Source organism: Paractinoplanes aksuensis (assembly GCF_024137025.1).
In the GTDB taxonomy this organism is placed as follows: domain Bacteria; phylum Actinomycetota; class Actinomycetes; order Mycobacteriales; family Micromonosporaceae; genus Actinoplanes; species Actinoplanes aksuensis.
The window spans coordinates 262,595-286,758 of record NZ_JAMYJR010000010.1; the positions used below are offsets into that span (position 1 = coordinate 262,595).

Sequence of the window (24,164 nt, forward strand, 5' to 3'; positions counted from 1 at the left end):
CCGCGGCGTACGGGTACTGGTAATCTTGCCCGCCGTTGTCTACTCAGCGTGAGGAGCTGACGAATGGCCAGCTGGATCTTGGTCCCCTGCCTGGTGAAGCTGCGCTCCGAGTTCAACGCGATCGCGCCCGCCCGGGACAAGTCGAGTGACGGCTCGGTCGGCGACGCGGCCCATCAGGACAGCCAGTCGGATCACAACCCCGACGAGACCGGCAACGTCCCGATCCGCGACGCCGACAAGGTCAACGAGGTGCACGCCATCGACGTCGACGTCGATCTGCGGGTCCCGGGGCTGTCGATGGAGAACGTGGTGCAGTTCTTGTTGACCCGGTGCCGCTCGGGCGCGGAGAAGCGGTTGCGCTACATCATCTACAACCGGCGCATCTGGTCGGCCAGCAACGGCTGGCGCCAGCAGAACTACACCGGCTCGAACGCGCACGACCACCACGCGCACTTCTCTTCGTCGTACACAACTTCCCACGAAGCCTCGACGGCTTCCTGGCATCTGGAGGACGTTCCCGTGGCACTCACCGCAGATGACAAGAAGTGGATTTCCGCGGAGATCGCCAAGCAGGTCAAGGCCCAGGTCGACGACATCTGGGCGTTCAACGTGGGCAACGCGACCGGCAGCGCGCCTCAGCGTGCCGACGGCGCGCTGGTGACGGCCAACATCCGGGCCGGCGCGATCGCCAACGACTACATGCCCAAGCTGCGGCACGCCGTCGACCAGCTCTCGCAACAGATCGCCGACCTGACCGAACAGGTCACGGCGAGCCGCTCGTCCTGACCGTCCCGGCCTCTTCGTTCTCGCCGCCGCCACCGGGGCCTTCGTTCCCGCCGCCCTCGTCGTCGCCGCCACCCGGGCCTTCGTTCCCGTCGCCCGGGTCGGCCGAGCCGCCCGGGTCCTCGGGCTCGGTGCCCGGGTCCTCGGGCGCCGACCCGCCCGGAGCGGGCGCGCTGCCCGTCTCCGAGGGCGTCGCCGAGGGTGTGGTCGGCGTTGGTGTGGGCCGGGTAGTGGCGGTGCGGGTCGGCGTCGCGGTGTCCGGGCGGTTCTGCGGCTTTGTCTCTTCGGCGCCGTCCGGTGCGTTTCCGGTGCCGGCCGAGCCCCGAACCGAACTCGAGGGCGTGAGCGGGCCGGGCGTCTTGTCGTCCTGATCGGCCGCTATCGCCCAGGCGACGGCGGCGATCGCCCCGACCAGCACGATCGCCCCGGCCGAGACCAGTACGGCCAGCTTGCGACGAGGCCCCGGCGGGCCCACCGGCCCGACCGGCTCGGCCAGTGTCGTCGGCGTGGGCACCGCCGCGTAGCGGGGCGCGGCCAGGATCGCGGTCGTGTCGCCGCCCGAGACGGCACGGTCGGCCGCCTCGGCCATCGCCGCCGCGGTCGGGAAGCGGTCGGCCGGGTCCTTGGCCATCGCCCGCACCACCACCGCCCGTACGGCCGGGGGAACATCCTCGGGCAGGTCGGGCGGGGTCTCGGTGAGGTGCTGCATCGCGATGGCGATCGGGTTGTCGCCGGTGAACGGCGGGTGCCCGGCCAGACAGTGGTAGGCCACCACGCCGAGCGCGTAGATGTCGGCGGGCGGACCGGTCGTCGCCTTCGAGACCTGCTCGGGCGCGATGTACATCGCCGTGCCGACGACCTCGCGGGCGCCGGTCAAGGTGGACGAGCCGGCCGAGCGGGCCACTCCGAAGTCGACCAGGACGACCGTGCCGTCGTCCTTGATGATCAGGTTGCTCGGCTTCACGTCGCGGTGCACGATGCCGGCCTCGTGCGCGGCCTCCAGCGCGCGGGCGGCCTGCGCGACCACCGACATCGTCTCGGCCGCGGTCAGCCGGCCGCGCTCGGCGATCCGCTCGGTCAGCGGCTGGCCGTCGATCCGGGCCATCACGATGTACGCGTCGGTGCCGTCCGCGGTCTCGCCGAAGTCGTACACGTCGGCCACGCCCGGGTGGTGCAGCGCCGCCATCGAGCGCGCCTCGTGCCGGAATCTCTCCTGGAAGCCCGGATCACCGGCCCGGTCGGCGTGCAGCGTCTTGACCGCGACGTCCCGGCCGAGCACCGTGTCGGTGGCCCGCCAGACCTCGCCCATGCCGCCGGCCGCGATCCGGTCGTCCAGCCGGTACCGATCACCGATCATCTCACCTGGGGATGGCATGCCACCTCCTCTGCCCCTGAGGGTCTGCTTCAGAAGCGGAGCCGGGCTGCGGCGTGGCCCAGCCGCCGCCTGGCCGCACGCTGGAACCGCCCGAATACAACACCAGTATTCGGACGATTCCACCGCACACCCGGACGACACCTGGACCGCACCGCAACTCGACCCCACTCCTCAAGCGGACCCTAGCCGATCAAAACATACGCGGCGGTCCAACGATCACGGTCAACGTCCGGGAACGGGGGCGGAGCCGAGATCGCCCGTGCGGTGGATCGGCTGCCACTCGAGACGGCGGCCGGTGAGCGCGGCCAGCGCCGAGTGCAGCAGCACGACGTACATCACCTGGCGGTAGACGATCTGCTGCAGGGGCAGGCTCCAGAGCGGGCGCAACGGCTCCCGGTCGAGGCGGAAGGCCAGCACCGCGGTCAGCGTCTGCACGACCAGCATCGTCAGCCAGCCGATCACGGTGATCTCGCGGTCGAGGAAGAACAATCCGTACACCGCCATCAGGTCGACCAGCGGGGCCAGCAGCGGCAGCAGCACGCTGAAGAGCGCGATGAACAGCAGCCCGCGGCGGCCGAACCGGCCCGAGGCGCCCCGGTCGAGCACGGCGCCGCGGTGCTTCCACATCGACTGCATCGTGCCGTAGCTCCACCGGTAGCGCTGCCGCCACAACTGCCTGATCGTGGCCGGAGCCTCGGTGTACGCCCGGGCGGTTTCTTCGTAGACCACCCGCCACCCGGCCCGGTGGATCGTGATCGTGAGGTCGGTGTCCTCGGCCAGCGTGTCCGTGCTGAGGCCCTCGGCCCCGGTCAGCGCGGTCCGGCGGAACGCCCCGAGCGCGCCCGGGATGGTGGGGATGCAGCCGAACGTGTCGTACAGCCGCCGGTCCAGGTTGAACCCGATCACATACTCGATGTGCTGCCAGCGGCCGATCAGCCCGCGCCGGTTGCCGACCTTGACGTTACCCGCCACCGCGCCCACCCGCGCCTCGGCGAACGGTTGCACGAGCCGGTGGATCGCGTCCGGCTCGACCACGGTGTCGGCGTCGACCATGACGACCAGGTCGGTGCGGGACAGGGCCACCCCGGCGTTGAGCGCGCCGGCCTTGCCCCCGTTCGGGATCTGCACGACCCGCACATTGCCCAACCCCAGCTTGCGTACGGCGTCGGCCGTGCCGTCGGTCGAGCCGTCGTCCACCACGAGCACCTCGACCCCCGGGTGGTCCGACCCGGCCAGCGAGCGCACGGCGGCCACGATCGTCTTCTCCTCGTTGTAGGCCGGTACGACAATCGTCACCGGCGAGTCGACCGGCCGGCCCCACGACCAGTCCGGCCCGCGCCGGTGCCGTGAGTGCCGCCACGCGAACGCGAACAGGATCAGCGTGCGGATCACGATCAGCCCGCCCGCGGCGATCAGCAGCACCCACAGCGCGGCCAGCACGGCGTCGGCCACCCGCACGGTCCAGACCAGAGTCCGCCCGCGCCAGACCGCGTCGCCGGTGGCCGGCGGGTTGACCTGACCGCCGATGGCCGCGCTGACCGTGCTGAACCGGTAGCCGCGCTGCTGCAGCCGGGGGATCAGGCGGTCGAGGGCGGCCACGGTCTGCGAACGGTCGCCGCCCGCGTCGTGCAGCAGCACGATGTGCCCGTCGTCGCCCCTCGGGGTCACGTTGCGCACGATGGCGTCGGTGCCCGGCCGCTTCCAGTCCTCGCTGTCCAACGTGTCGAGCACGGTCAGATAGCCCTGGCCGCCGACCGCCCGCACGGTCTGCCAGTCCTTGTCGGTCAGCGCGTCGGCGAACGACGAGTACGGTGGGCGCATCAGCCGGGTCGCGCGGCCGGTGGCCTGGGCGATGGCCAACTGCGTCTGCGAGTTCTCCAGCTCGCGCCGCCACTCGGGCAGCCCGGCCAGGTCGGGGTGGGTGAACGTGTGCCCGCCCAGCTCATGGCCCTCGCGGGCGATCCGCCCGGCCAGCTCCGGGTGCCGGGCCACCTGCGACCCGACGACGAAGAACGTGGCCGGGGCGTGGTGCCGGGCCAGCACGTCCAGGATCTTGGGCGTCCAGTGCGGATCGGGGCCGTCATCGAACGTCAACGCGATCGTCTTGGCCGGCATCCCGTAGGTCCGGACCTCGCCCCCGCCGGTCAGATCGATCACCGGCCCGCCCTCGCGCACCTTCGCGGGCACGTTCTTGTCGCCGGCCGCGGCCGGAGTGGTGCCGTCCGGGCTGAACCCGGCGTCGGTGTAGACCTCGACCACGACAACCGTTGCCAGCAGCAGCAACAGGGTGAGCCCGAGCGCACCCGCGAACACCCGGCGCCGGCGGATCCGGCGCTTACGCTGCAGCGGAGGCAGCAACGAGGTCGCTTCGGCCGGGTCCTCCGGCGGCTGTGAGGCCCGGTAGACCGTCACCGCGGGCAGCTCGCGCCACTCGGACACGGCGCGGGGGCCGGCGGCCGGGCCGGCTCGAGCAGCTGAGTCACCCAGATCGTGAGCAGGGCCAGAACCAGAAGCACCCCGACGGCGTACGCCGTGCGGCGCACCCACCGCCGCCGCCCACCCGTGGGATCGACGAAGACCGGCGCCGGCCCCGCCGCCCCGACCGCGAACATCTGGGTCTTGGCGTGCTCGGGCAGCGGCGCCTTGCCGACCGACCGGCCGACCCGGGCCCGGCCCACGTCCGGTTCCTCCGCCACACCATCGACGGTAGAAGATGCATCGGGGACGCGCATTTCCTGCCGCCGCCCGGGCGGCGGTCGGCTCAGCGGACAACTTCCCCTGCCGGGTGGCGGCTCAGCCGGCGACCAGGCCCTGCTCGATCAGGCTCCGCCCGGCGGCAACGACGGCTTCCGCGCCCGGACGCGGCTCCCAGCCCAGCACACGCCGGGCCTTCTCACTGGACACCTGCCGGGCGTACCCCCAATCGGCCCGCAGGGCCGGCGGCGCTTCGGCCAACTCGCGAGTGGGCACCTTGCCGGCGAGGTCACCCAGGTGTTCGCGCAGGATGGCGCCGATCCGTGCCATCGGCAGAGCCGGACCGTCGGCGACCAGGAACCGTTCACCGGCAGCACCGTCGGCGGTCATGGCCAGCACGTGGGCGCGGGCAACATCGCGCACGTCGACGATCGGAATCCACAGGTTGGGGAAGGCCGGCATGGCACCGGTGAGCATCAACTGCACGATGTGGTTGGCCCCGGACGCCGCGCCACCCCGGGCCGGCCCCATCACGGCCACGGGCAGGATCGTGGTCAGCGGCAGAGATTCTTTCTCGGCGAAGTCCCAGGCCGCCCGCTCGGCGAGGGTCTTGCTGCGGCCGTACGCGTCGGTGCCCGGCCCGTCGAGCACGGTCCAGTCGGCCTCGGTGAAGACGTGATCGTCATGCGGGTGCCCCCAGCCGACGGCATGGAAGGCGGAGGTGAGCACGACCCGCTTCACGTGTGCGTCGCGGGCGGCTCGCAGTACACGCAGTGTCCCCTCCCGGGCTGGCACGATCAGGTCGTCCTCGTTGTCGACGTGCCCCGGCGCAACGGGCGACGCCACGTGCAATACGTAGTCGACGCCTCGCACGGCCTCGGCCCAGCCGTCATCATTGAGCAGGTCGGCCTGATGGAAGCTAACCCCTTTCAGATCAGGAGCCCGATCGAGGGACCGCACGGTGGTGCGCACGTCGTGGCCCTGCTCAACGAGCAGATCAATACAGTGCCCAGCAATGAACCCGGACCCGCCGGTGACAAGAACAGCAGTCATGACCACCATCGTGGCCCGGTCAGCGGTCACTAGGCAGTGGTCTGCCAAACCCATGCTCAGACCGGCGCGAAGGGTGTGTCGGTGCAGACGGTGGATATGGCCGAGGTGCCGTTGGCTCTGCGCACCGCAGGCCCCGTCTGTCTCCGCGCGGCGGACAACGGGTCTGGCTGGTTGCGCTGAAACGGTTTGGGGGCGGGGATGGGCCACGCAGGGATCAAGCTTGACCGCCCGTAGTGGGCCATCCCCCACCCGAACCGTCCCACCGCAACCAATCGGGGGTTTCGGGCTGGAGCGGATCTCGCGGTGGTCAGGACGGGGGGAGTTGGGTGGGCCGGCGGGGGAGCCAGAGGGCGGCTACGGCGCCGGCGGCGACGATGAGGGCGCCGACGATTACTGCAGGGCGCAGGCCGTCCACGAAGGACTGGTGGGTGGTGTAGCCGCCGTAGGAGCTGAAGATCGAGGCCAGGGCGGCCACGCCGGCGGCGACGCCGGCTTCGCGGATGGTGTTGTTGACGCCGGAGGCTACTCCGCGATCTTTGTCGGTGACGCTGGCCAGGGCGACTGTGCTGATGGGGGCGAAGGTCAGGCCCATGCCGATGCCGGCCAGGGTGAAGGCCACGACCAGGCTTCCGTAGGTCACGTCGGGGGCGGTGGCCAGGCCGATCCACAGGATTCCGGCGGCCAGGAAGAGCTGGCCGGTGAAGATCAGGGTGCGCTGGCCGATGCGGTCGCCGAACAGGCCGGCCAGGGGAGCCACGATCATGGGGGCGGCCGTCCACGGGAGGGTGCGCAGGCCGGCGTCCAGGGGGCTCAGGCCCTGCACTACCTGGAAGAACTGGGCCAGCAGGAAGACCGCGCCGAACGCGCCGGCCGAGAACGTCAGGGTGACGGTGTTGACCAGGCTGAAAGCGCGGGAGCGGAACAGGCGCAGGGGCAGCATGGGGGCGGGGTTGCGGGACTGCCAGGCCAGGAACGCGGCCAGCAGTACGCCGCCGCCGATCAGCATGGTGAGGATGCGGGCCGAGGTCCAGCCGTATTCGGGGCCGTCGACCACGCCCCAGATGACCAGCAGCATGCCGGCGGCCGAGAGGACCAGGCCGAGCGGGTCGAGGCGGCGGGCGCCGCCTCGGGACTCGTCGAGGACGGTGAGGGCCAGGACTACCGCGATGACGCCGATGGGGACGTTGAGCCAGAAGATCCAGTGCCAGTCGAGGCCTTCTACGACTGCGCCGCCGACTACAGGGCCTACGGCTACGCCCAAGCCGCTGATGCCGCCCCAGATGCCGACCGCGGCCGTTCGCAGGCGGTCGGGGACTGCCTCGGCGAGCAGGGTGAGGGCCAGGGGAGCTACTGCGGCGCCGCCCAGGCCCTGGACAGCGCGGGCCGCGGTGAGCTGCCATGACTCGGTGGCCAGGGCGGCGGCGGCCGAGGCCAGCGTGAAGACGATGAGGCCGGCCACGAACATGCGGCGGCGGCCGATGCGGTCGCCCAGGGCGGCCGCGGTGAGCAGGAAGGCGGCGAACGGCAGCGTGTAGGCGTTCACGAACCACTGCAGGTCGGTGAGCGAGGCGCCCAGGTCGGTGCGGATCACCGGCAGCGCCGTGCTCACCACCAGGTTGTCGAGCGTGACCATGAAGGTCGGGATGCCGACGGCGGCCAGGACCCAGCCCAGCGGGCGGGTGCGGTGCCGGGGTGCCGCGGCGGGCGCCTCTTGTACGGCGGTCATCAGGTCTCCCCAAGTTGTTATCCGCTGATAACTTCGTTCGTCACGTTAGTTATCGACTGATAACCTGTCAACCGTGACCCGAACCCGCCTCACCGCCGAGGAACGCCAGGCGCAACTGATCGCTGCGGCCGTCACCGCCTTCAGCCAGAGCGGCTACGCCGGCACCACGACCGATCAGGTGGCCCGGCTCGCGGGCGTTTCCCAGCCGTACGTCATCCGCCTCTTCCGGACGAAGCAGGAGCTCTTCCTGGCCGCCGTGCAGCACGCCGGCGACCGGATAGAGGCCAAGTGGCGCGAGGCGGCCGAGCGCGACCCCTCGCTGGGTGGCCTGGGTGACGCGTACGGCGAACTGCTCGCCCAGCCCGAACTGGTCACCATGCTGCTGCACGGTTTCGCGGCGGCGGGCGACCCGGCCATCGGCGATCCGGTGCGCGCCTGCTTCGGGCGGCTCTACGAGGTCGTACGCGAACTGACCGGCGCCACGGCGACCGAGGCTCGCGACTTCTTCGCGGTCGGCATGCTGCTCACCTGCCTGGGCGCGATGCGCGTGCTCGGCCCCGACGCGGTGCCGCCGCAGCCGTGGTCGGCCGACCTGCTCGGCACCTTCGAGGGGCTCGACAAGAAGATGAGCTGACGCCGGCTCGGCGCGACAGAGGGCTCAACGAAAAGCTGAAGCGGAGGCTCGGCGAGGAGCTGACCGGGGGCTCGGCGAGAAGCTGAAGCGAGGGCTCGGCGAGGAGCTGCGTGAGGGCTCGGCCGAAAGCCGAGCTAGACGTTGTGGCGGGCCAGCAGGGGCTCCCGCCAGCCCAGCATCGCTTCGGTCATGCGTACGGCGTCGACTGTGGCCCGGACGTCGTGGACGCGGACGATGCGGGCGCCGCGCAGCACGCAGAAGACCACGGCGGCCAGCGTGCCGGCGAGGCGGTCGGGCTGCTCGGCGTCCAGGGTCTCGCCGATGAAGTCCTTGTTGCTGACGGCGGCCAGCAGCGGGTAGTCGACCGCGGCGATCTCGTCGAGGCGGCGGGTCAGCTCCAACGTGTGGCGGGTGTTCTTGTTCAGGTCGGGGCCCGGATCGATGATGATCTGGTCGGGCCGGACGCCGCGGTCGAGCGCCACCGCGACCCGCTCGCGCAGGAACTTCGCCACCTCGTTGACCACATCGCCGTACTGCGGGCGGGGCCACAGGGTGCGCGGCGCGGCCAGGCTGTGCGTGATGACGAGCTGGGCGTCGGTGCCCGCGACCACGTCGGCCATCGCCGGGTCGCGCAGGCCGGAGGTGTCGTTGACGACGCCGGCCCCGGCCTTGATCACCTCGGCCGCGACCTCGGGACGGAACGTGTCGACCGAGACGACAGTGCGGGCGCGGGCGGCCTCGACGACGGGCAGCACCCGTTCGAGTTCCTCGGCCGCGCTCACCTCGGGGCCGGGCGCGAACGGCACCCCGCCGACGTCGATCCAATCGGCGCCGGCATCGGCCGCCGCGGTGACCGCCTCGATCGCCTTCCCGAGCGCGTAGGTGCGGCCCCGGTCGTGAAAGGAATCGGGGGTGCGGTTGACGATCGCCATCACCGCGACGCGCCGGGAGAAATCGAACGAGCGGCCGCCGATGACCCGCACGCGGTTCTGTTCAGTCACGGTTGTGCAGGTTAGCAGGGTTGCGGGCCCGGATTTCGAGCGGTGCGAAATAAAATGGGCCGACTCGGTTACCCCGTCCCGAACGGACTATGCGGGTCCTTTTCCACTTTAATTGCACTGGGGAAAGTATGAATGTTTCCAGCGTCCATCGGGTAGCTCATTGTCCGAAGACACACTGACGAATCCCCTTTGGAGGAATACCCATGAGCGACGTGCCATCGGGCGTTCGCCGGCCGGACGACACCTATCCCCTCGACGTGCCGCCCACGCCGGGCTACCCGGCCGACACCTACGCCACCGAGGCCTACGCCACCACGGTTCCGGTCACGGACACCACGTACGGCGGCAGTGACGACAACAGCAGCGGCGCCAAGGAGAAGGCCAAGGAGGTCGCGGCTCAGACCGGCCAGGCGTCCAAGGAGGCCGCGGCCGACGTCAAGGACACGGCCAAGGAGCAGGCGGCCCGCGTCGGCCACGAGGCCAAGGCGCAGGCGAGCAACCTCGCCTCCGAGGTCCGGGGCCGGGTCAACGATCAGGCTCGCACTCAGAACGACAAGCTGGTGAGCCAGATCCGCGACACCGCCGACCAGCTCGACGAGATGCGCGGCGACCGGGGCGACACCCCGGCCGCGGCTGTCGTCTCGCGGGTGGCCGAGGGTGGCCGTCAGTTCGCCGACTACCTCGACCGCAACGGGCCCGACGGCGTGCTGCGCGAGGTGCAGGACTTCGCCCGCCGTCGCCCGGGCGCCTTCCTGGCCACGGCGCTGGCCGCGGGCTTCGTCGTCGGCCGCCTGGGCAAGGTCGTGGCCAAGGCCGACCCGGACGCCGGCGACACGGTCAAGCCGAGCACGGACTCGTTCGTCTCGCGTCCCACCCCGTACTCGGCGACCGAGACGACCGTGCCGGTAACGCCGCCCCCGGTGACGCCGGACTACAACACCGGCCCCGGCTACGCCAGCACCACCGAGTACTCCTCGACCGGCACCGGCACGCCGTCCGTGCGTGAGGAGTACGTGGTCGAGAGCCCGGAGCGCCTGCGATGACCGCACCGCACCCGCAGCACCGGATCGACGACGAAGAGGTCGCTGAGACCTCGGTCGGCGAGATGATCGGCAACATCAGCAACGACCTGTCGCAGCTGTTCCGGCAGGAGGTCGAGCTGGCCAAGGCCGAGCTCAAGCAGGAGGCGGCCAAGGCGGGCAAGGCCGGCGGCATGCTCGGCGGCGCCGCGTTCGCCGCCTACCTGGCCATCGTGCTGCTCAGCTTCGCCCTGGTGTTCGCCCTCGACGCCGTCATGCCCGCGGGCTGGGCCGCGCTGATCGTCGCCGTCCTCTGGGCCGCGATCGGTGGCGCTCTCTACGTAGTCGGAAAGAACAAGCTCAAGACCGTCGACCCCGTGCCGCGCCGCACCGTCGACACGCTCAAGGAGGACGCCCAATGGCTGAAGAACCCGACCGGCTGAGGCAGCAGATCGAGAACACCCGGGCGTCGCTCACCCGCGACGTCGACCTGCTGGCCAACAAGACAAGCCCGACCAAGGTCGCGCAGCGGCGCTGGACGTCGGTGAAGGAGAAAGTGATGGGCACCAGCTCCTCCGCGAGCTCGACGGTGAGCGACAAGGCGTCCTCGGCCGCGGACACCATCAGTGACAAGGCGTCGCAGGTGAGCGACGTGGCCGGCGAGAAGGCACACCAGGCGGCCGACGCCGTGCGCAACGCCCCGCAGGCCGTGGCGGCCCAGACCCAGGGCAACCCCCTGGCGGCCGGCATCATCGCCTTCGGCGTGGGCCTGCTGGCCTCGACCCTGATCCCGGTCACCGACGCCGAGAAGCGGGCCGGTCAGCAGATCAAGGACCACAGCGGCGAGCTGACCGAGAAGGTCAAGGACGTCGCGGCCGAGATGAAGGACGACCTCGCGGGCACCGCCCAGGAGGCCGTGGGCCAGGTCAAGCAGACCGCCCAGGAGGCCGTGCAGACGACCAAGGAGACCGCGCGCTCCGACGCGCAGGACGTGAAGGAGCAGGCCCGTTCGGCCGCTTCCTGACCACCGCACCGAAGATCCGAGCCGGTCCCGCCACGGGACCGGCTCGGAGGTGTTTGTGGGGGTTCGGGCGGGGAAGCTCAACGGGTATGAAACTCGGATACAAGCTGGCCGCGGAGGCCTTCGGACCCAAGGAGCTGATCCGCCAGGCGGTCCGCGCCGAGCAGGCCGGATTCGACTTCGTCGAGATCAGCGACCACTACCACCCTTGGCTCGACGTGCAGGGGCACTCGCCGTTCGCGTGGAACGTGCTGAGCGCGATCGCCATGAAGACCGACCGGCTCGGGCTGGCCACCGGCGTCACCTGCCCGACCGTGCGCTACCACCCGGCGATCATCGCGCAGGCCGCGGCGACGCTGGCCATCATCTCGGACGACCGGTTCACGCTCGGCATCGGCGCCGGCGAGCGGCTCAACGAGCACGTCGTCGGGCAGGGCTTCCCGAGCGTACGGGGGCGGCACGAGCGGCTTGTGGAGGCGCTCGACATCATCAACCTGCTGTGGCAGGGCGGCTATCAGTCGTACGAGGGAAAGCATTTGCAGTTGGAGGACGCGCAGGTGTTCGACCTGCCGTCGAAGCTGCCGGTGATCGCCGTCGCCGCCGGTGGGAAGCAGGCGGCGGAACTGGCCGCGACCCACGGCACGGGTCTTTTTGCCACCGAACCGCGGGCTGACCTGGTCGAGACGTTCACCGCCGCCGGCGGCTCAGGCCCCAAGTACGCCGAGGCGTCGGTCGCCTGGGCGCCGACCGCTGAGGAAGCGGTCAAGGCCGCCCACGAGACGACACGGTGGGCGCTGACCGGTTGGAAAGTGATGGCCGAGCTGCCCAACCCGGTCAATTTCGAGGCGGCGTCGGCGACCGTCCGGCCCGAGGACATCGCCGGGCAGTTCGCGGTCGGGCCGGACCCGGAACCGTACGTCGAAATGGTCGGCGAATACCGCGACGCGGGATTCGACCACATCGTGTTGATGAACGCCGGGCCCGACCCCGACGGGTTCCTCGACTTCTTCGAGAAAGAGCTCAAAGGCCGGCTCTGACGGCGTGTTTGCGAGCGCCGCGGCCGGGCATCTTCACGGCCCGACCTGGATCGTGGAGGAGCACGAGGTGACCGATGCGGCTGCGGCGTTCTGACCTCGACCGGCCCGGATACACCCGGCGGCGGGCGGGCAAGGGCTTCACCTATCGCGACACCGACGGTTCGGCCCTCGCCGACGCCGACGAGGTCGAGCGGGTCAAGCAGCTCGTGCTGCCGCCGGCCTGGCAGGACGTGTGGATCTCGCCCGACCCGCGCGGGCACATCCAGGCCACCGGGATCGACGCTGCCGGGCGCAAGCAGTACCGCTACCACGACGAGTGGCGCACGGCCCGCGACGAGGCCAAGTTCGACCACGCGCTCGAGGTGGCCGAGCGCCTGCCCGAGATCCGCGAGAAGCTCTGCCACGACCTCACCACGGAACGCGGGCTGACCCGGGGGCGGGTGCTGGCGGCGATCGTGCGGCTGCTCGACATGGGCATGTTCCGGGTCGGTGGTGACCAGTCGGCGGTCCGCGAGGACGACCCGTCGTTCGGGCTCTCGACCCTACGACCCGAACACGTACGGACGAGGGGCGGGTGCGTGCTGCTCGAGTTCACCGGCAAGTCGGGCATCGAGCACTCGAGCACGGTCGGCGACGGCGAGGTGTGCCAGGTGCTCAAGGACCTCAAGCGCCGGCGGCGGGGCGAGGAGCGGCTGTTCGCTTACTACGACCCGTCGGCCCGGCGGTGGCCCGAGATCCACGCCGACGAGATCAACGAGTACCTGCGGGAGATCAGCGGCGAGCAGATGACGGCCAAAGATTTCCGTACGTGGCACGGGACGGTCAAGGCGGCCGAGGTGCTCGCCTCACAAGGGCCACAGCCCACGCAGTCGAAGCGGAACAAAGCCATTTCGTACGCCATGAAGGAGGTAGCGGAGCTGCTGGGCAACACGCCGGCGGTGGCGCGCGCCTCCTACGTCGATCCGCGGGTCGTCGAGGCGTACCAGAAGGGCGAGGTCGTCTCGTCCCGCGGAGAGCCGGCCGTGCGGGCCCTGATCGAGGATTGATCAGCGCTGCGGGCGGTGCCGGTTGATGGCAGCATCGTCGGTATGACCGTCATCGCCACGCTCACCGTCGAACGGCCGTCCGGCCACTGGATCGACCGGGCACGGGCGTACCAGGTGGTCGTCGACGGGGCCGTCAAGGGTGTCGTCCGGTGCGGCCGGGAGTTGTCGCTGGCGCTGCCGCCCGGGCCGCACACCGTACGCGTCCGCCTCGACTGGACCGGCAGCGACGACCTGCCCGTCCACTTGGGACCGGGGGCGACGGTGCGGCTGCGTGTCGAGCCGCGCGGCACCCGGCACGCGGTGGGCCGGCGCTACCTGCGGCTGACCCGCGTAAGCTGACCCGTCCGGGTTTTCAGGCGATTCACAGCGCCGGTCGTCATTGGCGGCGTGCCCGGCCGGGTAGTGGGTTCGGCATGACCGACCGGGTGATGGTGTTCGCTCCTGCGCCGATCTTGACCGTGACCATCGAGCAACATGGCGACGAGCCCGACCTGCACGTCCATCCGGGCGGGCAGGGCGTTTGGCAGGCTCGCATGATCTCCGGCCTCGGCGTGCCGGTGACGCTGTGCGCAGCGCTGGGCGGCGAACCGGGTTCGCTGCTGAACGCGGTTCTCGCCGACGAGGAATTCGAGGTCCGGGCCGTGCCCCGGCAGTCGGCCAGCGGCTGGTACGTGCACGACCGCCGCGACGGGCACCGCGAGTCGGTGGCCGAACATCCGGGACCACCGCTGATCCGGCACGAGCTGGACGAGCTGCACAACGTCGCGCTGACCGAGGGCCTGCGCTCGTCGGTGGCCCTGCTGAGCGGGCCGCACAAGCCGACGGCCGTGGCGCCCGACGTGTATCAGCGGCTGGCCGCGGACCTGACGGCCAACGGGGTGCGGGTGGTGGCCGACCTGTCCGGGGACTATCTGACCGCCGTACTCGAAGGTGGGGTGTCGTTCGTCAAGGTCAGCCACGAGGAGTTGCTGAACGACGGGCTGGCCGACGACGACAGCGTGGATTCGTTGCTGGCGGCCGGGCGCAAACTGCTCGGGCAAGGGGTCGAGGCGGTGCTGATCAGCCGGGCCGGGGATCCGGCGCTCGCGCTGTACGGGGACACCGAGTGTGAGGTGCACCCGCCGCCGCTGACCGTGAACGAGCACCGCGGCGCGGGGGACTCGATGACCGCGGGGGTGACGTCGGTGCTGGCCCGGGGTGGTCCTCTTCCCTCTTTGATGGAGGAAGCGCTGCGGACCGGTTCTGCTGCGGGGGCGCTCAACGTTACCCGGCACGGGCTGGGGACGGGGCGGGCCGAGGCGGTGCACGAACTGATGAGCCGCGTGCGGATCGAGCCGCGATGAGGGTGCTGATCACCAACGACGACGGGGTGTCGGCGCCGGGGATCCACGCGCTGGCCGCGGCCGTGGCCGGGACGCACGACGTGGTCGTGGCGGCGCCGCAGGACGAGGCGAGCGGGATGAGCGCGGCCCTGACCGCGGTCGTGTCGGACGGGCAGATCGTCATATCGTCGTACGAGATGCCCGGGGTCGCGGCTTACGGGGTGGCGGCTTCCCCGGCGTACATCGTGGTGCTGGCGTCCTTGGGGGTGTTCGGGCTGCCGCCGGACGTGGTGCTGTCGGGGATCAACCGGGGCGCCAACGCGGGGCGGGCCGTGCTGCACTCGGGCACGGTGGGGGCGGCGCTGACCGCGGCCAACTACGGGATGCGGGCGATGGCGGTGTCGCTCGACGTGCTCAACCCGGACGCGGCGGTGTCGGCCGCCTCCGGGGGCAACGCGATTGTCGTACCGTCGGACGATGTGCTGCATTGGCCGGCTGCCGCGGCGGCGGCCGCCGGTCTGATGGATGCGGTGGCGTCGGTGCCGGCCGGCACGGTGCTCAACGTCAACGTGCCCGACCGGCCGCAGTCGGAGTTGCGCGAGGCGACGCTGGCGTCCTTCGGCCAGGCGGGTATCGCGGTGGCCGAGGCGGGGGAGGGCTACGTGCGGACGACCATCGAGCGCAGCGGCGAGAAGCTGATTCCGGGGACCGACCTGGCGCTGCTGGCCGAGGGGTACGCGACGGTCACCGCCCTGCGCCCGCCGGTCGAAGTGGCGGGCGTGCGGATCCCCGCCCAGCGGTCACCGCGATCGCCGGGCGGCGGCTGATCGGGAGCAGGGCCGCGATCGTGATGGCCAGGAGCAGGCGGGACTCGCTGAACAGGACCGGCACGGGCAGGATCATCACGATCAGTACGGTGGCGCGCCAGATGGTGACCCGCGCCACGGGCAGGAAGACGGCGAGGACCAGCCAGATCTGGTGGTGGGTCCACGAGACGGGGCTCAGGACGATGCTTGCCGCGCCGATGACGACGACGGCGGAGAGCCAGTCGCCCCGGCGGGCCGGACGGACAGCGCGGACCAGGGCGGCGACGGCGATCGCGCCGCCGACGACCAGCACCAGCGTCCCGCGGGTGTCGTCGGCGAGGCCGAGGCGCAGCAGGGCGCCGTTGAGCGACTGGTTGCCGACGCCGTCGATGTAGCCGAGCCGGTTGACCTGGAAAATCTTGTCCGTCCAGTACGTCCAGGAGTCGCCGGGCAGGGTGGCGGCCGTGATCACGGCGCAGCCCGCGAAGGTGGCGCCGGCGACGGCCGCGGCCACCCGGCGACCGGCGAACCAGAGCAGCGGAATGAAGATCAGCGGCGTCAACTTGATCGCGGCAGCCAGGCCGACGAGGGCGCCGTGCCACGGCGTACGGCGCAGAGCCAGAAAGTCGGCCGCGACCAGGGCAGCCAGAAAGAGACTGACCTGCCCGTACTTGATGTCGGACGAGACAGGCGCCGACAGCACGAGGGCCAGCGCCACGAGAGCCGGCACGGCACGATGCCGGGTTACGAGCTCGGCAAGGCGGCCCAACACGTCTCCTTGCCGGGTGTTGCGCGCGGCGAGGTCGGTGGTCGTGCTTCCTTGCCCGGCGCCCCGCGCGGTGCGGCCGGTGGTCGTGTCGCCTTGCCGGGTGGCCGGCACGCCGACAGCGGCCGTCTTGCCCCGGTGGCGGTTGGTCGGCGTGGCCTGGTGTCGGGTGAACAGCGCGGCGAGGCCGGCGACCGTGGCCAGGGTGGCCAGCGTCCAAGCGACCTGGACCACGCCGATGGGGAGCCAGGTCAGCGGGGTGAACAGCAGTGCGGCGAACGGGGGATAGGTGAACGGCGCGGCGCCGCGGGTGAAGTCGTAGAGGCTCGCGCCGCCGGTCAGGCCGTCGACTGCGCCCAGATAGACCGAGAGGTCGGTGAGCCGGGTCTCGCCCGGCTTCGCGAAGGCGGCGGCGGCCGTGGCCAGCGCGGCAATGACGGTGACAGCCCAGATCCATCGCTTACCCATACTCGAAACACTACATAGGGTCTGAGCTGGTTGGAAGCATTGGTAGTGAGTTCGTTATGCGGTCGTGCGCGCGTCCGTGGCCCGCATGGCCAGGACCGCCGCCAGCAGCGCCACCGCACCCAGCCCGACCGGATGCTCGACAAACCCGAAGCCGAACGCCGTCGAATTATCGAGAAGCTTTCCCAGTACGGCGTCCGCGTCCCCGCCCGCGGCCGGCAGCACCGGCGCCACGGCCAATGCGCCGAGCGCCGCCACCATCCCGGCCGCCGCCCGACGCCCACCAGGCCCGAGTTTCTCCAAGCGTGCACCCGCGCGGCGCATCGCAACGGCCACTGCACCGCTCGGCCCGCGGCCCAACGGCGAGCTGCCGATCGGCTCTTGCGCCGGCGGCGTAACGTCGCTCGCTTCGTGGACCCAAAGCACGCTGCCGCTCAATCTGTGTATCAGCGCCGAAGCGTCAGTCGGTTGGTGACTCAGCGGTGTGCTGCTGGTCGGTTCGAGGGTAAGTGGCTTGGTGTTGTTCGGTCGGGGCAGTGTTGCGGCGATGAGGAAGGCGGTGCACAGCAACATCGGGCCGGCCGACACGGCGGCGTTGGCGAGCAGGATCTCCGACGCGTGGAAGGCCGGCCCGGACGCCTGGAGCCCGCCGAGGACCGCCGTTCCGTCGCTGAAGTGCGGGCCGAACGCGACGATGTCACCGGGCAGCAGCGCTAGTGGGAACCACGCCGGCGCCGTCCAGGCGGGCACACCGAGCACGGTCGCCGCATGGGCCGACCCGGCGATCGTCGCCAGGTCGAGCGCAACCACGCCTCCGGCCACGGCAATCCAGCGGCGTCCCGTCGCCGCGGCCCAGCGCAGCGCCAGCGCGACCCCGATACCCCAGGTCGCCACGGCCGGGGCGATGTCAGCCGCCCCCATGAACGGCATCATCGGCACCGGATTACCGGCGAACAGGAACGCGAACAACGCCACCGCGACCCCGGCGATCGAGGCGCTGGGGGAGCGCGGGGCCGAACCACGGACTCGTCGCCCGATCAGCGCCAGCCCGGCCACCCCGAGCAGCAGCAGAACCGGCGCCAGCGCGGCCGACCCGCGGGCGAGGTTGGTCGCCACCGCGGCCAGCAGCGTGACCCCCGCCGCCAACGCGCTCAGCCGTCCGACGACAACTGCGCGCTCCCGCCACGACGGCTCGTCGACCGCCGGCGACACTGCCAGCGACCCCGCGAAGGCCAGCTTGCGCCGAGCCCCGCTGATCGCGGCCAGCTCGGCCAGCCACTCGTCCCGCATGACCGGCGCAAGATCCTCGGGCCACCGCCGGGCCGCAGCCCGGACGGCCGCCCGCGCCGCCCGATCGACCGCTCCCATCACGCCTCCTGGGCGTGGCCGAGCGGGCCGGTGGCCCGGGACATCTGCCGGCGCATGAGGGCGACCTCGCGCCGGGCGGCCCCAGCGCCATCAGCGGTCAGCATGTAGTAGCGGCGGCTCGGGCGCCCCTCAGCGGCCGGGTCGATCTGTTCCCAGCGCGACTCGACCCACCCGGCCCGTTCGAGCCGGGCCAGGATCGGATAGAGCGTGCCACTGGGCAGCCCGGTGTCCTGCATCAGCTCGAGCCCGTATCGCTGCGCCCCCGGCTCGGCGAGCATCCCCGCGAGCACTTTCAGCACCGACGCCGTGATCCGAGGCTCACCCATGTACGCACTCTACATAGGGTCCGCATCTGCCGGCCCCATCCGTTCGGCTTGTGACGGGACCGTCCGCCGATTCGATGTCCGGGCAAGCCCGGCAATACGGAATTCTGATTAGGTGACCGGTGGGCAGTAGCGACATGATCACGACACCGGTGTCCGTGTGACTGATGATCGGAGTAAGACTGAGCCATGCTTGTCTCGTTTCCGTCGTTGCTGGCTCGGACGCAAGGGTTCGGGCTGGGGCGTCCGCATCGGTTCACTGTTGCTCCGGACGGTAAGCGTCTGTTGTTCCTGCGCAGCCTCGGGGGCGAGAGCCCGGTCCGGTTGTTGTGGCAGCTCGATCTGACCACCGGGGACGAGAAGCTGATCGGTGATCCGGGTGGGCCGGGGGACGGCGGGCCCATGTCGGCGGCCGAGCGCGCGCGCCGGGAAAGGGCCCGCGACCGGTCGGCCGGAATCTCCGACTACTCGGCCGACGGCGATGCGCGCGTCATCGCGTACACGGCGGGGGAAAAGCTTTTTGTCGCCGACGCGGGCACGGGTGAGGCGCGTGAGCTGCCCGCCCGGACGCCGCTGACCGATGCGACCGTCAGTCCGGACGGCGCCGCCGTGGCGTACGTGCACGACGGTGCGCTTCGCGTGATCAACGCCGACGGTACGAACGATCGGGCGCTGGCCTCGCCCGAGGGCGACGACATCACGTACGGGCTGGCCGAGCACGTCGCGGCCGAGTCGATGGAGCGGACGCGCGGGTTCTGGTGGTCGCCGGACTCCCGGCAGCTCGCGGTGGCCCGGGTCGACAACACGCCGCTCGAGGTCTGGTATCTGAGCGACCCGGCCGATCCGACCGCGCCGCCGACCGCGCAGCGTTATCCGCGGGCGGGCACCGACAATGCGATCGTCGAGCTGTTCGTGATCGGGCTCGACGGTGAGCGACGGGCCGTCGAGTTCGGCTGGGACGAGTACGAGTATCTGGTCGATGTCGTCTGGGACGAGCACGGACTGCTCGTCGTGCTGCAGAACCGGCCGCAGACGATCCTCCGGGTGGTCTCGGCCGACAGCGGGGAAGTGCTGTCCGAGACGTACGATCCCTTGTGGACGACCATCGTGCCCGGCTTCCCTCGGCGTACGGCCGGGGGTGCTCTCGTCTCGACCGAGGACCGCGGCGAGACCCGTCACCTGACCGTGGGCGGCGAGGTCGTCACGCCGGACGGCTTGCAGGTGGCCGCGCTGAGCGGCGTCGACGGCGACACCGTGTTGTTCACCGGCACGTCCGAGCCCACCGAGCAGCACCTGTGGTCGTGGTCGGCCGACGAGGGCCTGCGCCGGCTCACCACCGAGCCGGGCGTGCACTTCGGGGCGCGGGCGGGTGGCGCCACCGTCATCACCTCGGCCACGCTCACCGGGTCGACGGCGAACTGCTCCGGTCGTACGGTGAAAAGCCTGGCCACGAATTCGCCGGTCGTCCCGAAGGTGTCGTTGCTGCGGGCCGGACGGCAAGAGTTGCGCACTGCCGTGCTGTTCCCCGCGGTGTGGCAGCGCGGCGAACGGCTGCCGGTGCTGCTCGACCCGTACGGCGGACCGGCCGCACAGCGGGTGATGGCCGACCGCCGCCAGTTCTACGTGTCGCAGTGGTTCGCCGACCAGGGGTTCGCGGTGATCGTGGCCGACGGCCGGGGCACGCCCGGACGCGGCCCGCGCTGGGAAAGGGAGGCCCGCGGCGAACGCATCGGCAAGGTGCTCGACGACCAGATCGAGGCGCTCGAGACCGTGGCCGCGCTGTATCCCGAGCTCGACCTGGGCCGGGTCGGCGTGCGCGGCTGGTCGGACGGCGGCTACCTGGCGGCGGCCGCGGTGCTGCGCCGGCCCGACGTCTTCCACGCCGCCGTGGCCGGGGCGCCGGTGACCGACGAGCGGCTGTACGACACGCACTGGCAGGAGAGGTTCCTCGGCGATCCGCGGGTGGACCCCACGCCGTACGAGAAAGAGTCTTTGATCGCCGACGCGCCGAAGCTGGAGCGTCCGCTGATGCTGATCCACGGCCTGTCGGACGACAACGTGTATCCGGTGCACACGATGCGGCTGTCGGCGGCCCTGCTCGCCGCGGGCAAGCCGCACACCTTGCTGACGCTGGCCGGCACCAGCCACATGCCGCCCGACGTCGACCTGCTCACGCCGCAACTGCGATTCCTGCAGGAAGCACTCGCCCCGCGCTGAGTTCGAGCACCCGATCCACCCGGTCGAGCCCTTCGGGCCGATGGGTCAACAGCAGCACAGTACGGCCGTCGGTGGCCTCGAGCAGGTCGGCCATCACGGCCGTGGCGACGTCCTCGTCGAGCCCTTCGGTGGGCTCGTCGAGGACCAGCAGCTCGGGCTCGGCGAGCAGGGCCCGGGCGACGGCGAAGCGGCGGGCCTGACCGCCCGACATCGTGGTACCGCCGCTGCCCAGCCATGTGTCGAGACCGTGCGGCAAGGCGTCGAGCCAGGCCGTCAGACGTACGCGGCCCAGCACCGTGCCGATCTCGGCGTCGGTCGCCCCGGGGCGGGCCAGGCGCAGGTTCTCGCGGACGGTCGACGCGAAGACGTGCCCGGTGTCGTCGCCGACCAGCACGACCCGTCCCCGCACGGACTCCTCGGCCCGGTCGGCGTGCGAGACGACACCGCTGCGGACATCCAGCAGCCGGGCCACCACGGCGGCGAGCGTCGACTTGCCGGAGCCGGACCGGCCGACGACGGCGGTGCGGCTGCCGGCCGGGAGTTCGAGGGTGAGATCGCGCAGGACGGGCTCGCGGTCCGGGTCCCAGCCGGCGGTCACGTGGTCGAGGCGCACGTCGCCCAGCTTGCCGCCCTGCGACCCGCGGAACTCCACGGCCGGCGGCTCGGCGGTCAGGGCGGCCAGGCGGGTGGCGGCGCCGGCGGCGCGCTGCCGGGCCACGGCGGCGTCGGGCAGCGTCAGCACGACCTCGCCCAGGGCGACGGTGGCCAGCAGCACGACGGCCGACCACTCCGGGGTCAACCCGCCCAGCGAGAACGCGACCCCGACGACGGCGAGGCCCCAGCCGAGGTGCGCGAGCGCGGTCGACCAGCCGGCCGCGTGGGCGGCCCGCGCTTCGAGCCGGGCCAGGTCGCGGCTGCGCGTGTGGGGGACGTCGGTGAGGCCGGACGCGGTGGCGAGGTCCTCCAGGCCGTCGACGGTCTCGACCATCGCGTCGCGCAGCTGGGATCGGGCCACGCCGGTGGCTGCCTCGTCCCGCGCGGCCTGGCGGGCGGCGAGCGCGGGGGCCAGGACGCCGGCGATCAGCACACCGGCCGCGAGGGGCAGCGCGGCGGCCGGGCTCAGCAGGACGGCGGCGGCGCCGGTCACGGCCAGGGTCAAGACCGCTACCAGTACGGGCATCCGGCCCCGCAGCAGGCCGTCCACCCGGGCATCGACGTCGTCGGCGACCCGGCTCAGCAGGTCGCCCCGGCGGCGTAGCCGGGGGCCGGGGACGCGCGGGATCAGCTCGGCGAACACCCGGGCCCGCCAGGCGCCGAGCCGGGCGAACGCGACGTCGTGCGCGACCAGGCGCTCGACGTAGCGCAGCAGCGGGCGGGCGACGGCGCTGCCCCGCACCAGCACAACGGCGGTCGACAGGGTGAGCACCGGCGGCAGGAACGAAGCCCGCACCAGCAGCCAGGCGGCCGCCCCGGTCAGCACGATGCCGGCCAGCGACGAGCCCCCACCGAGCGCGACCGCCACCCCGGTCCGCCGCCACCACGGCGCGGGCCGCGCCCCCGGCCTGCCGTCGCTGAACTTTTCGCCGGCCGGCTCACCGCGTTCGGATCGGGCGGCCGCGGTGTCGCGGTGGGCATCGGGCTTGGTTGAGTGCGACGGGGTGGCTACGGCATTGCGATGGGCGTCGGGCTCATTTGAGAGCGACGGCGTGGCTGAGACGTCGCGCTGGGCATCGGGCTCGGTTGCGGGCGGTGCAGTGATTGACACGACGCGGTCGGCGGCGGCGAGCAGGGCGGGGCGGTGGGCGACCACGAGAACCGCGCAACCGGCCCGGGCGGCCTCGCGCAGTTCGTCGATGACCAGGGCCTCGGTGGTGGCGTCGAGGTGAGCGGTGGGCTCGTCGAGCAGCAGGGTCGTCGGCGTCCTGTCCACCCCGTTCTGCGGTCTGTGGACAACCGTGGGCCCTGTGGACAACGAAAACTCGGTCGCTCGCGAAAAAGTAGGGTGTCCCCATCCCCGGGTGGGTGGGCTGGGTAGGGGGCGTAGGGGGACGGCTGCCCGCGACGTGGTGGCCTGGTGAAGCAGGGCGGCCAAAGCCAGGCGGTGGCGTTGGCCCGCCGAGACTCCGGCGCCGCGCTCGCCGAGCGGTGTGGTGGGGGAAAGGGCAGAGTCCAGGCCCACGGTGGCCAGGGCGGCGGTCACGTCGGCGGCGGTGGTGTCGGGCGGGAAGAGGTCGGCCACCGCTCGCGCGTGCGGCAGCGCGGGCCGTTGTGGCAGGTAGAGCGGGTTGGTCACCTGTGCGGAGCCGGCGTTGGGTTCGTGCAGGCCGGCCAGCACGCGGAGGATCGTGGTCTTGCCGGCGCCCGACGGGCCGGCCAGCGCGATGATCTCGCCGGGCCGCACGACCAGCTCGTCCAGCGCGGCAGCATCGCGGGTCGCGCCGGGATAGCGGGCGCGAAGGCCGTGCGTGACCAGTGGTTCAGCCGCCGCGGCGGGATCGCGGTCGTAAGGATTGCGCGCGACGACCGATCCAGCGGGGGCGGATCCCAGCGCCGGCTCCGGGACGGAGCTGCGCGCCGGAGTGCCGGTTGCCTGCCGGGTGGGCGCGGTCAGTACTTCGTCGACGTCGGTGATGACGGCGGTGGCGTCGGTGGAGGCGTGGTAGCGGGCGGCCATCTCGCGCAGCGGCCGGTAGGCCTCCGGCGCCAGCAGGATCACCAGCAGCGCGGGGGCCAAGGCCAGATTGCCCGCCGCCACGCGCAGCCCGGCCTCCACGGCGATCAGGCCCACCGACAGCGTGGCCACCAGGTCGAGCGCCGTCGACGACAGGAAGGCCACCCGCAACACCCGCAGGGTGGCCGAGCGGTGCTGGTCGGTCAGGTTTTCGATGACCTCGGTCTGGCGGTCGGCCCGGCCGAACACGCGGAGCGTCGGCAGGCCGCGGACCACGTCCAGGAAGTGGCCGGCCAGCCGCGCGTCGGCCTGCCAGCGTTGCCGGGCCCGGGCCTGGGTGGCCCAGCCGATCAGGGCACCCAGCACGGGAATCAGCGGCAGCGTGACCAGCGCGATCACCGCCGACGTGAGGTCGACCAGGGCCATGGCCACGATGACCAGCGGCGGCAGGGCCACGCCCAGCACCAGCGCCGGCAGGTAGCCGCTGAACCACGGTTTGAGCGCGTCCAGCCCGGTGGTCAGCACGGCCGTGAGGCGGCCCGCGCCGAACGACGCGACCCAGGCCGGGCCGCGGGCGGGCAGGGCGGTCAGCATCGAGCGGCGCAGTTCGTCGGTGACGCGGGCCGCGGTGCGGCGGGCCACGACCTGCTCGGCCCAGGCGAGGACGGCCCGGGCCCCGTACGCGCCGGACAGCATGACCACCGCCCAGCCGGGGCCCTGGGTCACCAGCAGTGTCAACGCCACCGCGACCAGCAGGGTGGCGCCGGCCTGGCCCAGACCGAGCAGGGCCAGGCCGGCGATACCGCCCCGGCTGGTGCGGGCGTGCCGCACCAGCCG

The 24,164-nt window shown here is 71.8% G+C and carries 21 protein-coding genes; 11 read left to right on the forward strand and 10 right to left on the reverse strand.

What is annotated here, in order from left to right; all coding sequences use genetic code 11:
* Positions 1 to 63: 63 nt before the first annotated feature.
* The gene (locus M1L60_RS11650; RefSeq protein WP_253237375.1) at positions 64 to 786 is read left to right on the forward strand and encodes a hypothetical protein; all 723 of its coding nucleotides are present in this window, start codon (positions 64 to 66) and stop codon (positions 784 to 786) included.
* On the opposite strand, the gene M1L60_RS11655 is transcribed toward M1L60_RS11650, so the two are convergent.
* The 5 genes from M1L60_RS11655 to M1L60_RS11675 form a co-directional block, all read right to left on the reverse strand.
* A complete protein-coding gene (locus M1L60_RS11655) occupies positions 764 to 2,158 on the reverse strand; it encodes a serine/threonine-protein kinase (RefSeq protein ID WP_253237376.1) in 1,395 nt (464 codons plus the stop codon). The two genes, M1L60_RS11650 and M1L60_RS11655, sit on opposite strands and share 23 nt — an antisense overlap.
* Before the next feature lie 222 nt (positions 2,159 to 2,380).
* Positions 2,381 to 4,570 (reverse strand): bifunctional polysaccharide deacetylase/glycosyltransferase family 2 protein, encoded by a 2,190-nt coding sequence (locus tag M1L60_RS11660; RefSeq protein ID WP_253237377.1) that lies wholly within the window; start codon positions 4,568 to 4,570, stop codon positions 2,381 to 2,383.
* A complete protein-coding gene (locus tag M1L60_RS11665) occupies positions 4,567 to 4,854 on the reverse strand; it encodes a hypothetical protein (RefSeq protein ID WP_253237378.1) in 288 nt (95 codons plus the stop codon). The genes M1L60_RS11660 and M1L60_RS11665 overlap by 4 nt, the downstream gene beginning before the upstream one ends.
* 97 nt (positions 4,855 to 4,951) lie before the next feature.
* A complete protein-coding gene (locus M1L60_RS11670) occupies positions 4,952 to 5,905 on the reverse strand; it encodes an NAD-dependent epimerase/dehydratase family protein (protein WP_253237379.1) in 954 nt (317 codons plus the stop codon).
* A 307-nt stretch (positions 5,906 to 6,212) separates the two neighbouring features.
* Entirely contained in the window at positions 6,213 to 7,631 is a 1,419-nt protein-coding gene (locus M1L60_RS11675; protein WP_253237380.1) for a DHA2 family efflux MFS transporter permease subunit, read from the reverse strand.
* Between the two features lie 73 nt (positions 7,632 to 7,704).
* Here M1L60_RS11675 and M1L60_RS11680 point away from each other — a divergent pair, with 73 nt between their 5' ends.
* A complete protein-coding gene (locus M1L60_RS11680) occupies positions 7,705 to 8,265 on the forward strand; it encodes a TetR/AcrR family transcriptional regulator (RefSeq protein ID WP_253237381.1) in 561 nt (186 codons plus the stop codon).
* 134 nt (positions 8,266 to 8,399) lie between these two features.
* On the opposite strand, the gene folP is transcribed toward M1L60_RS11680, so the two are convergent.
* The gene (folP, locus tag M1L60_RS11685) at positions 8,400 to 9,266 is read right to left on the reverse strand and encodes a dihydropteroate synthase (protein WP_253237382.1); all 867 of its coding nucleotides are present in this window, start codon (positions 9,264 to 9,266) and stop codon (positions 8,400 to 8,402) included.
* Between the two features lie 203 nt (positions 9,267 to 9,469).
* Here folP and M1L60_RS11690 point away from each other — a divergent pair, with 203 nt between their 5' ends.
* From M1L60_RS11690 to surE, 8 genes are all read left to right on the forward strand, one after another.
* Complete coding sequence (locus M1L60_RS11690; RefSeq protein WP_253237383.1) at positions 9,470 to 10,309, forward strand: hypothetical protein; 840 nt, start codon at positions 9,470 to 9,472, stop codon at positions 10,307 to 10,309.
* Positions 10,306 to 10,728 (forward strand): phage holin family protein, encoded by a 423-nt coding sequence (locus M1L60_RS11695; protein WP_253237384.1) that lies wholly within the window; start codon positions 10,306 to 10,308, stop codon positions 10,726 to 10,728. The genes M1L60_RS11690 and M1L60_RS11695 overlap by 4 nt, the downstream gene beginning before the upstream one ends.
* A complete protein-coding gene (locus tag M1L60_RS11700) occupies positions 10,704 to 11,309 on the forward strand; it encodes a DUF3618 domain-containing protein (RefSeq protein ID WP_253237385.1) in 606 nt (201 codons plus the stop codon). The genes M1L60_RS11695 and M1L60_RS11700 overlap by 25 nt, the downstream gene beginning before the upstream one ends.
* Before the next feature lie 86 nt (positions 11,310 to 11,395).
* On the forward strand, positions 11,396 to 12,343 hold the full coding sequence (locus tag M1L60_RS11705; protein WP_253237386.1) for a TIGR03557 family F420-dependent LLM class oxidoreductase: 948 nt from the start codon (positions 11,396 to 11,398) through the stop codon (positions 12,341 to 12,343).
* Between the two features lie 74 nt (positions 12,344 to 12,417).
* Positions 12,418 to 13,389 (forward strand): DNA topoisomerase IB, encoded by a 972-nt coding sequence (locus M1L60_RS11710; RefSeq protein ID WP_253237387.1) that lies wholly within the window; start codon positions 12,418 to 12,420, stop codon positions 13,387 to 13,389.
* 42 nt (positions 13,390 to 13,431) lie between these two features.
* Complete coding sequence (locus tag M1L60_RS11715) at positions 13,432 to 13,728, forward strand: hypothetical protein (protein WP_253237388.1); 297 nt, start codon at positions 13,432 to 13,434, stop codon at positions 13,726 to 13,728.
* 74 nt (positions 13,729 to 13,802) lie between these two features.
* Entirely contained in the window at positions 13,803 to 14,732 is a 930-nt protein-coding gene (locus M1L60_RS11720; RefSeq protein WP_253237389.1) for a 1-phosphofructokinase family hexose kinase, read from the forward strand.
* Positions 14,729 to 15,538, forward strand: coding sequence for a 5'/3'-nucleotidase SurE (gene surE, locus M1L60_RS11725; protein ID WP_253237390.1), 810 nt, complete (start codon positions 14,729 to 14,731; stop codon positions 15,536 to 15,538). Before M1L60_RS11720 ends, surE begins: the two co-directional genes overlap by 4 nt.
* On the opposite strand, the gene M1L60_RS11730 is transcribed toward surE, so the two are convergent.
* From M1L60_RS11730 to M1L60_RS11740, 3 genes are read right to left on the reverse strand one after another with little or no spacing between them, the layout of a single operon-like run.
* Positions 15,456 to 16,751 carry a glycosyltransferase 87 family protein gene (locus M1L60_RS11730; RefSeq protein WP_253237391.1) on the reverse strand — a complete coding sequence of 432 codons (1,296 nt, stop codon included), beginning with the start codon at positions 16,749 to 16,751 and terminating at the stop codon, positions 15,456 to 15,458. The two genes, surE and M1L60_RS11730, sit on opposite strands and share 83 nt — an antisense overlap.
* A 54-nt stretch (positions 16,752 to 16,805) precedes the next feature.
* Positions 16,806 to 18,116 (reverse strand): hypothetical protein, encoded by a 1,311-nt coding sequence (locus M1L60_RS11735; RefSeq protein ID WP_253237392.1) that lies wholly within the window; start codon positions 18,114 to 18,116, stop codon positions 16,806 to 16,808.
* Entirely contained in the window at positions 18,116 to 18,442 is a 327-nt protein-coding gene (locus M1L60_RS11740) for a PadR family transcriptional regulator (RefSeq protein ID WP_253237393.1), read from the reverse strand. The genes M1L60_RS11735 and M1L60_RS11740 overlap by 1 nt, the downstream gene beginning before the upstream one ends.
* A 186-nt stretch (positions 18,443 to 18,628) precedes the next feature.
* Here M1L60_RS11740 and M1L60_RS11745 point away from each other — a divergent pair, with 186 nt between their 5' ends.
* Positions 18,629 to 20,656, forward strand: coding sequence for a S9 family peptidase (locus tag M1L60_RS11745; protein WP_253237394.1), 2,028 nt, complete (start codon positions 18,629 to 18,631; stop codon positions 20,654 to 20,656).
* Here M1L60_RS11745 and cydC read toward each other — a convergent pair.
* Entirely contained in the window at positions 20,610 to 24,158 is a 3,549-nt protein-coding gene (gene cydC / locus M1L60_RS11750; protein ID WP_253237395.1) for a thiol reductant ABC exporter subunit CydC, read from the reverse strand. The genes M1L60_RS11745 and cydC overlap by 47 nt on opposite strands.
* Between the last annotated feature and the right edge of the window lie 6 nt (positions 24,159 to 24,164).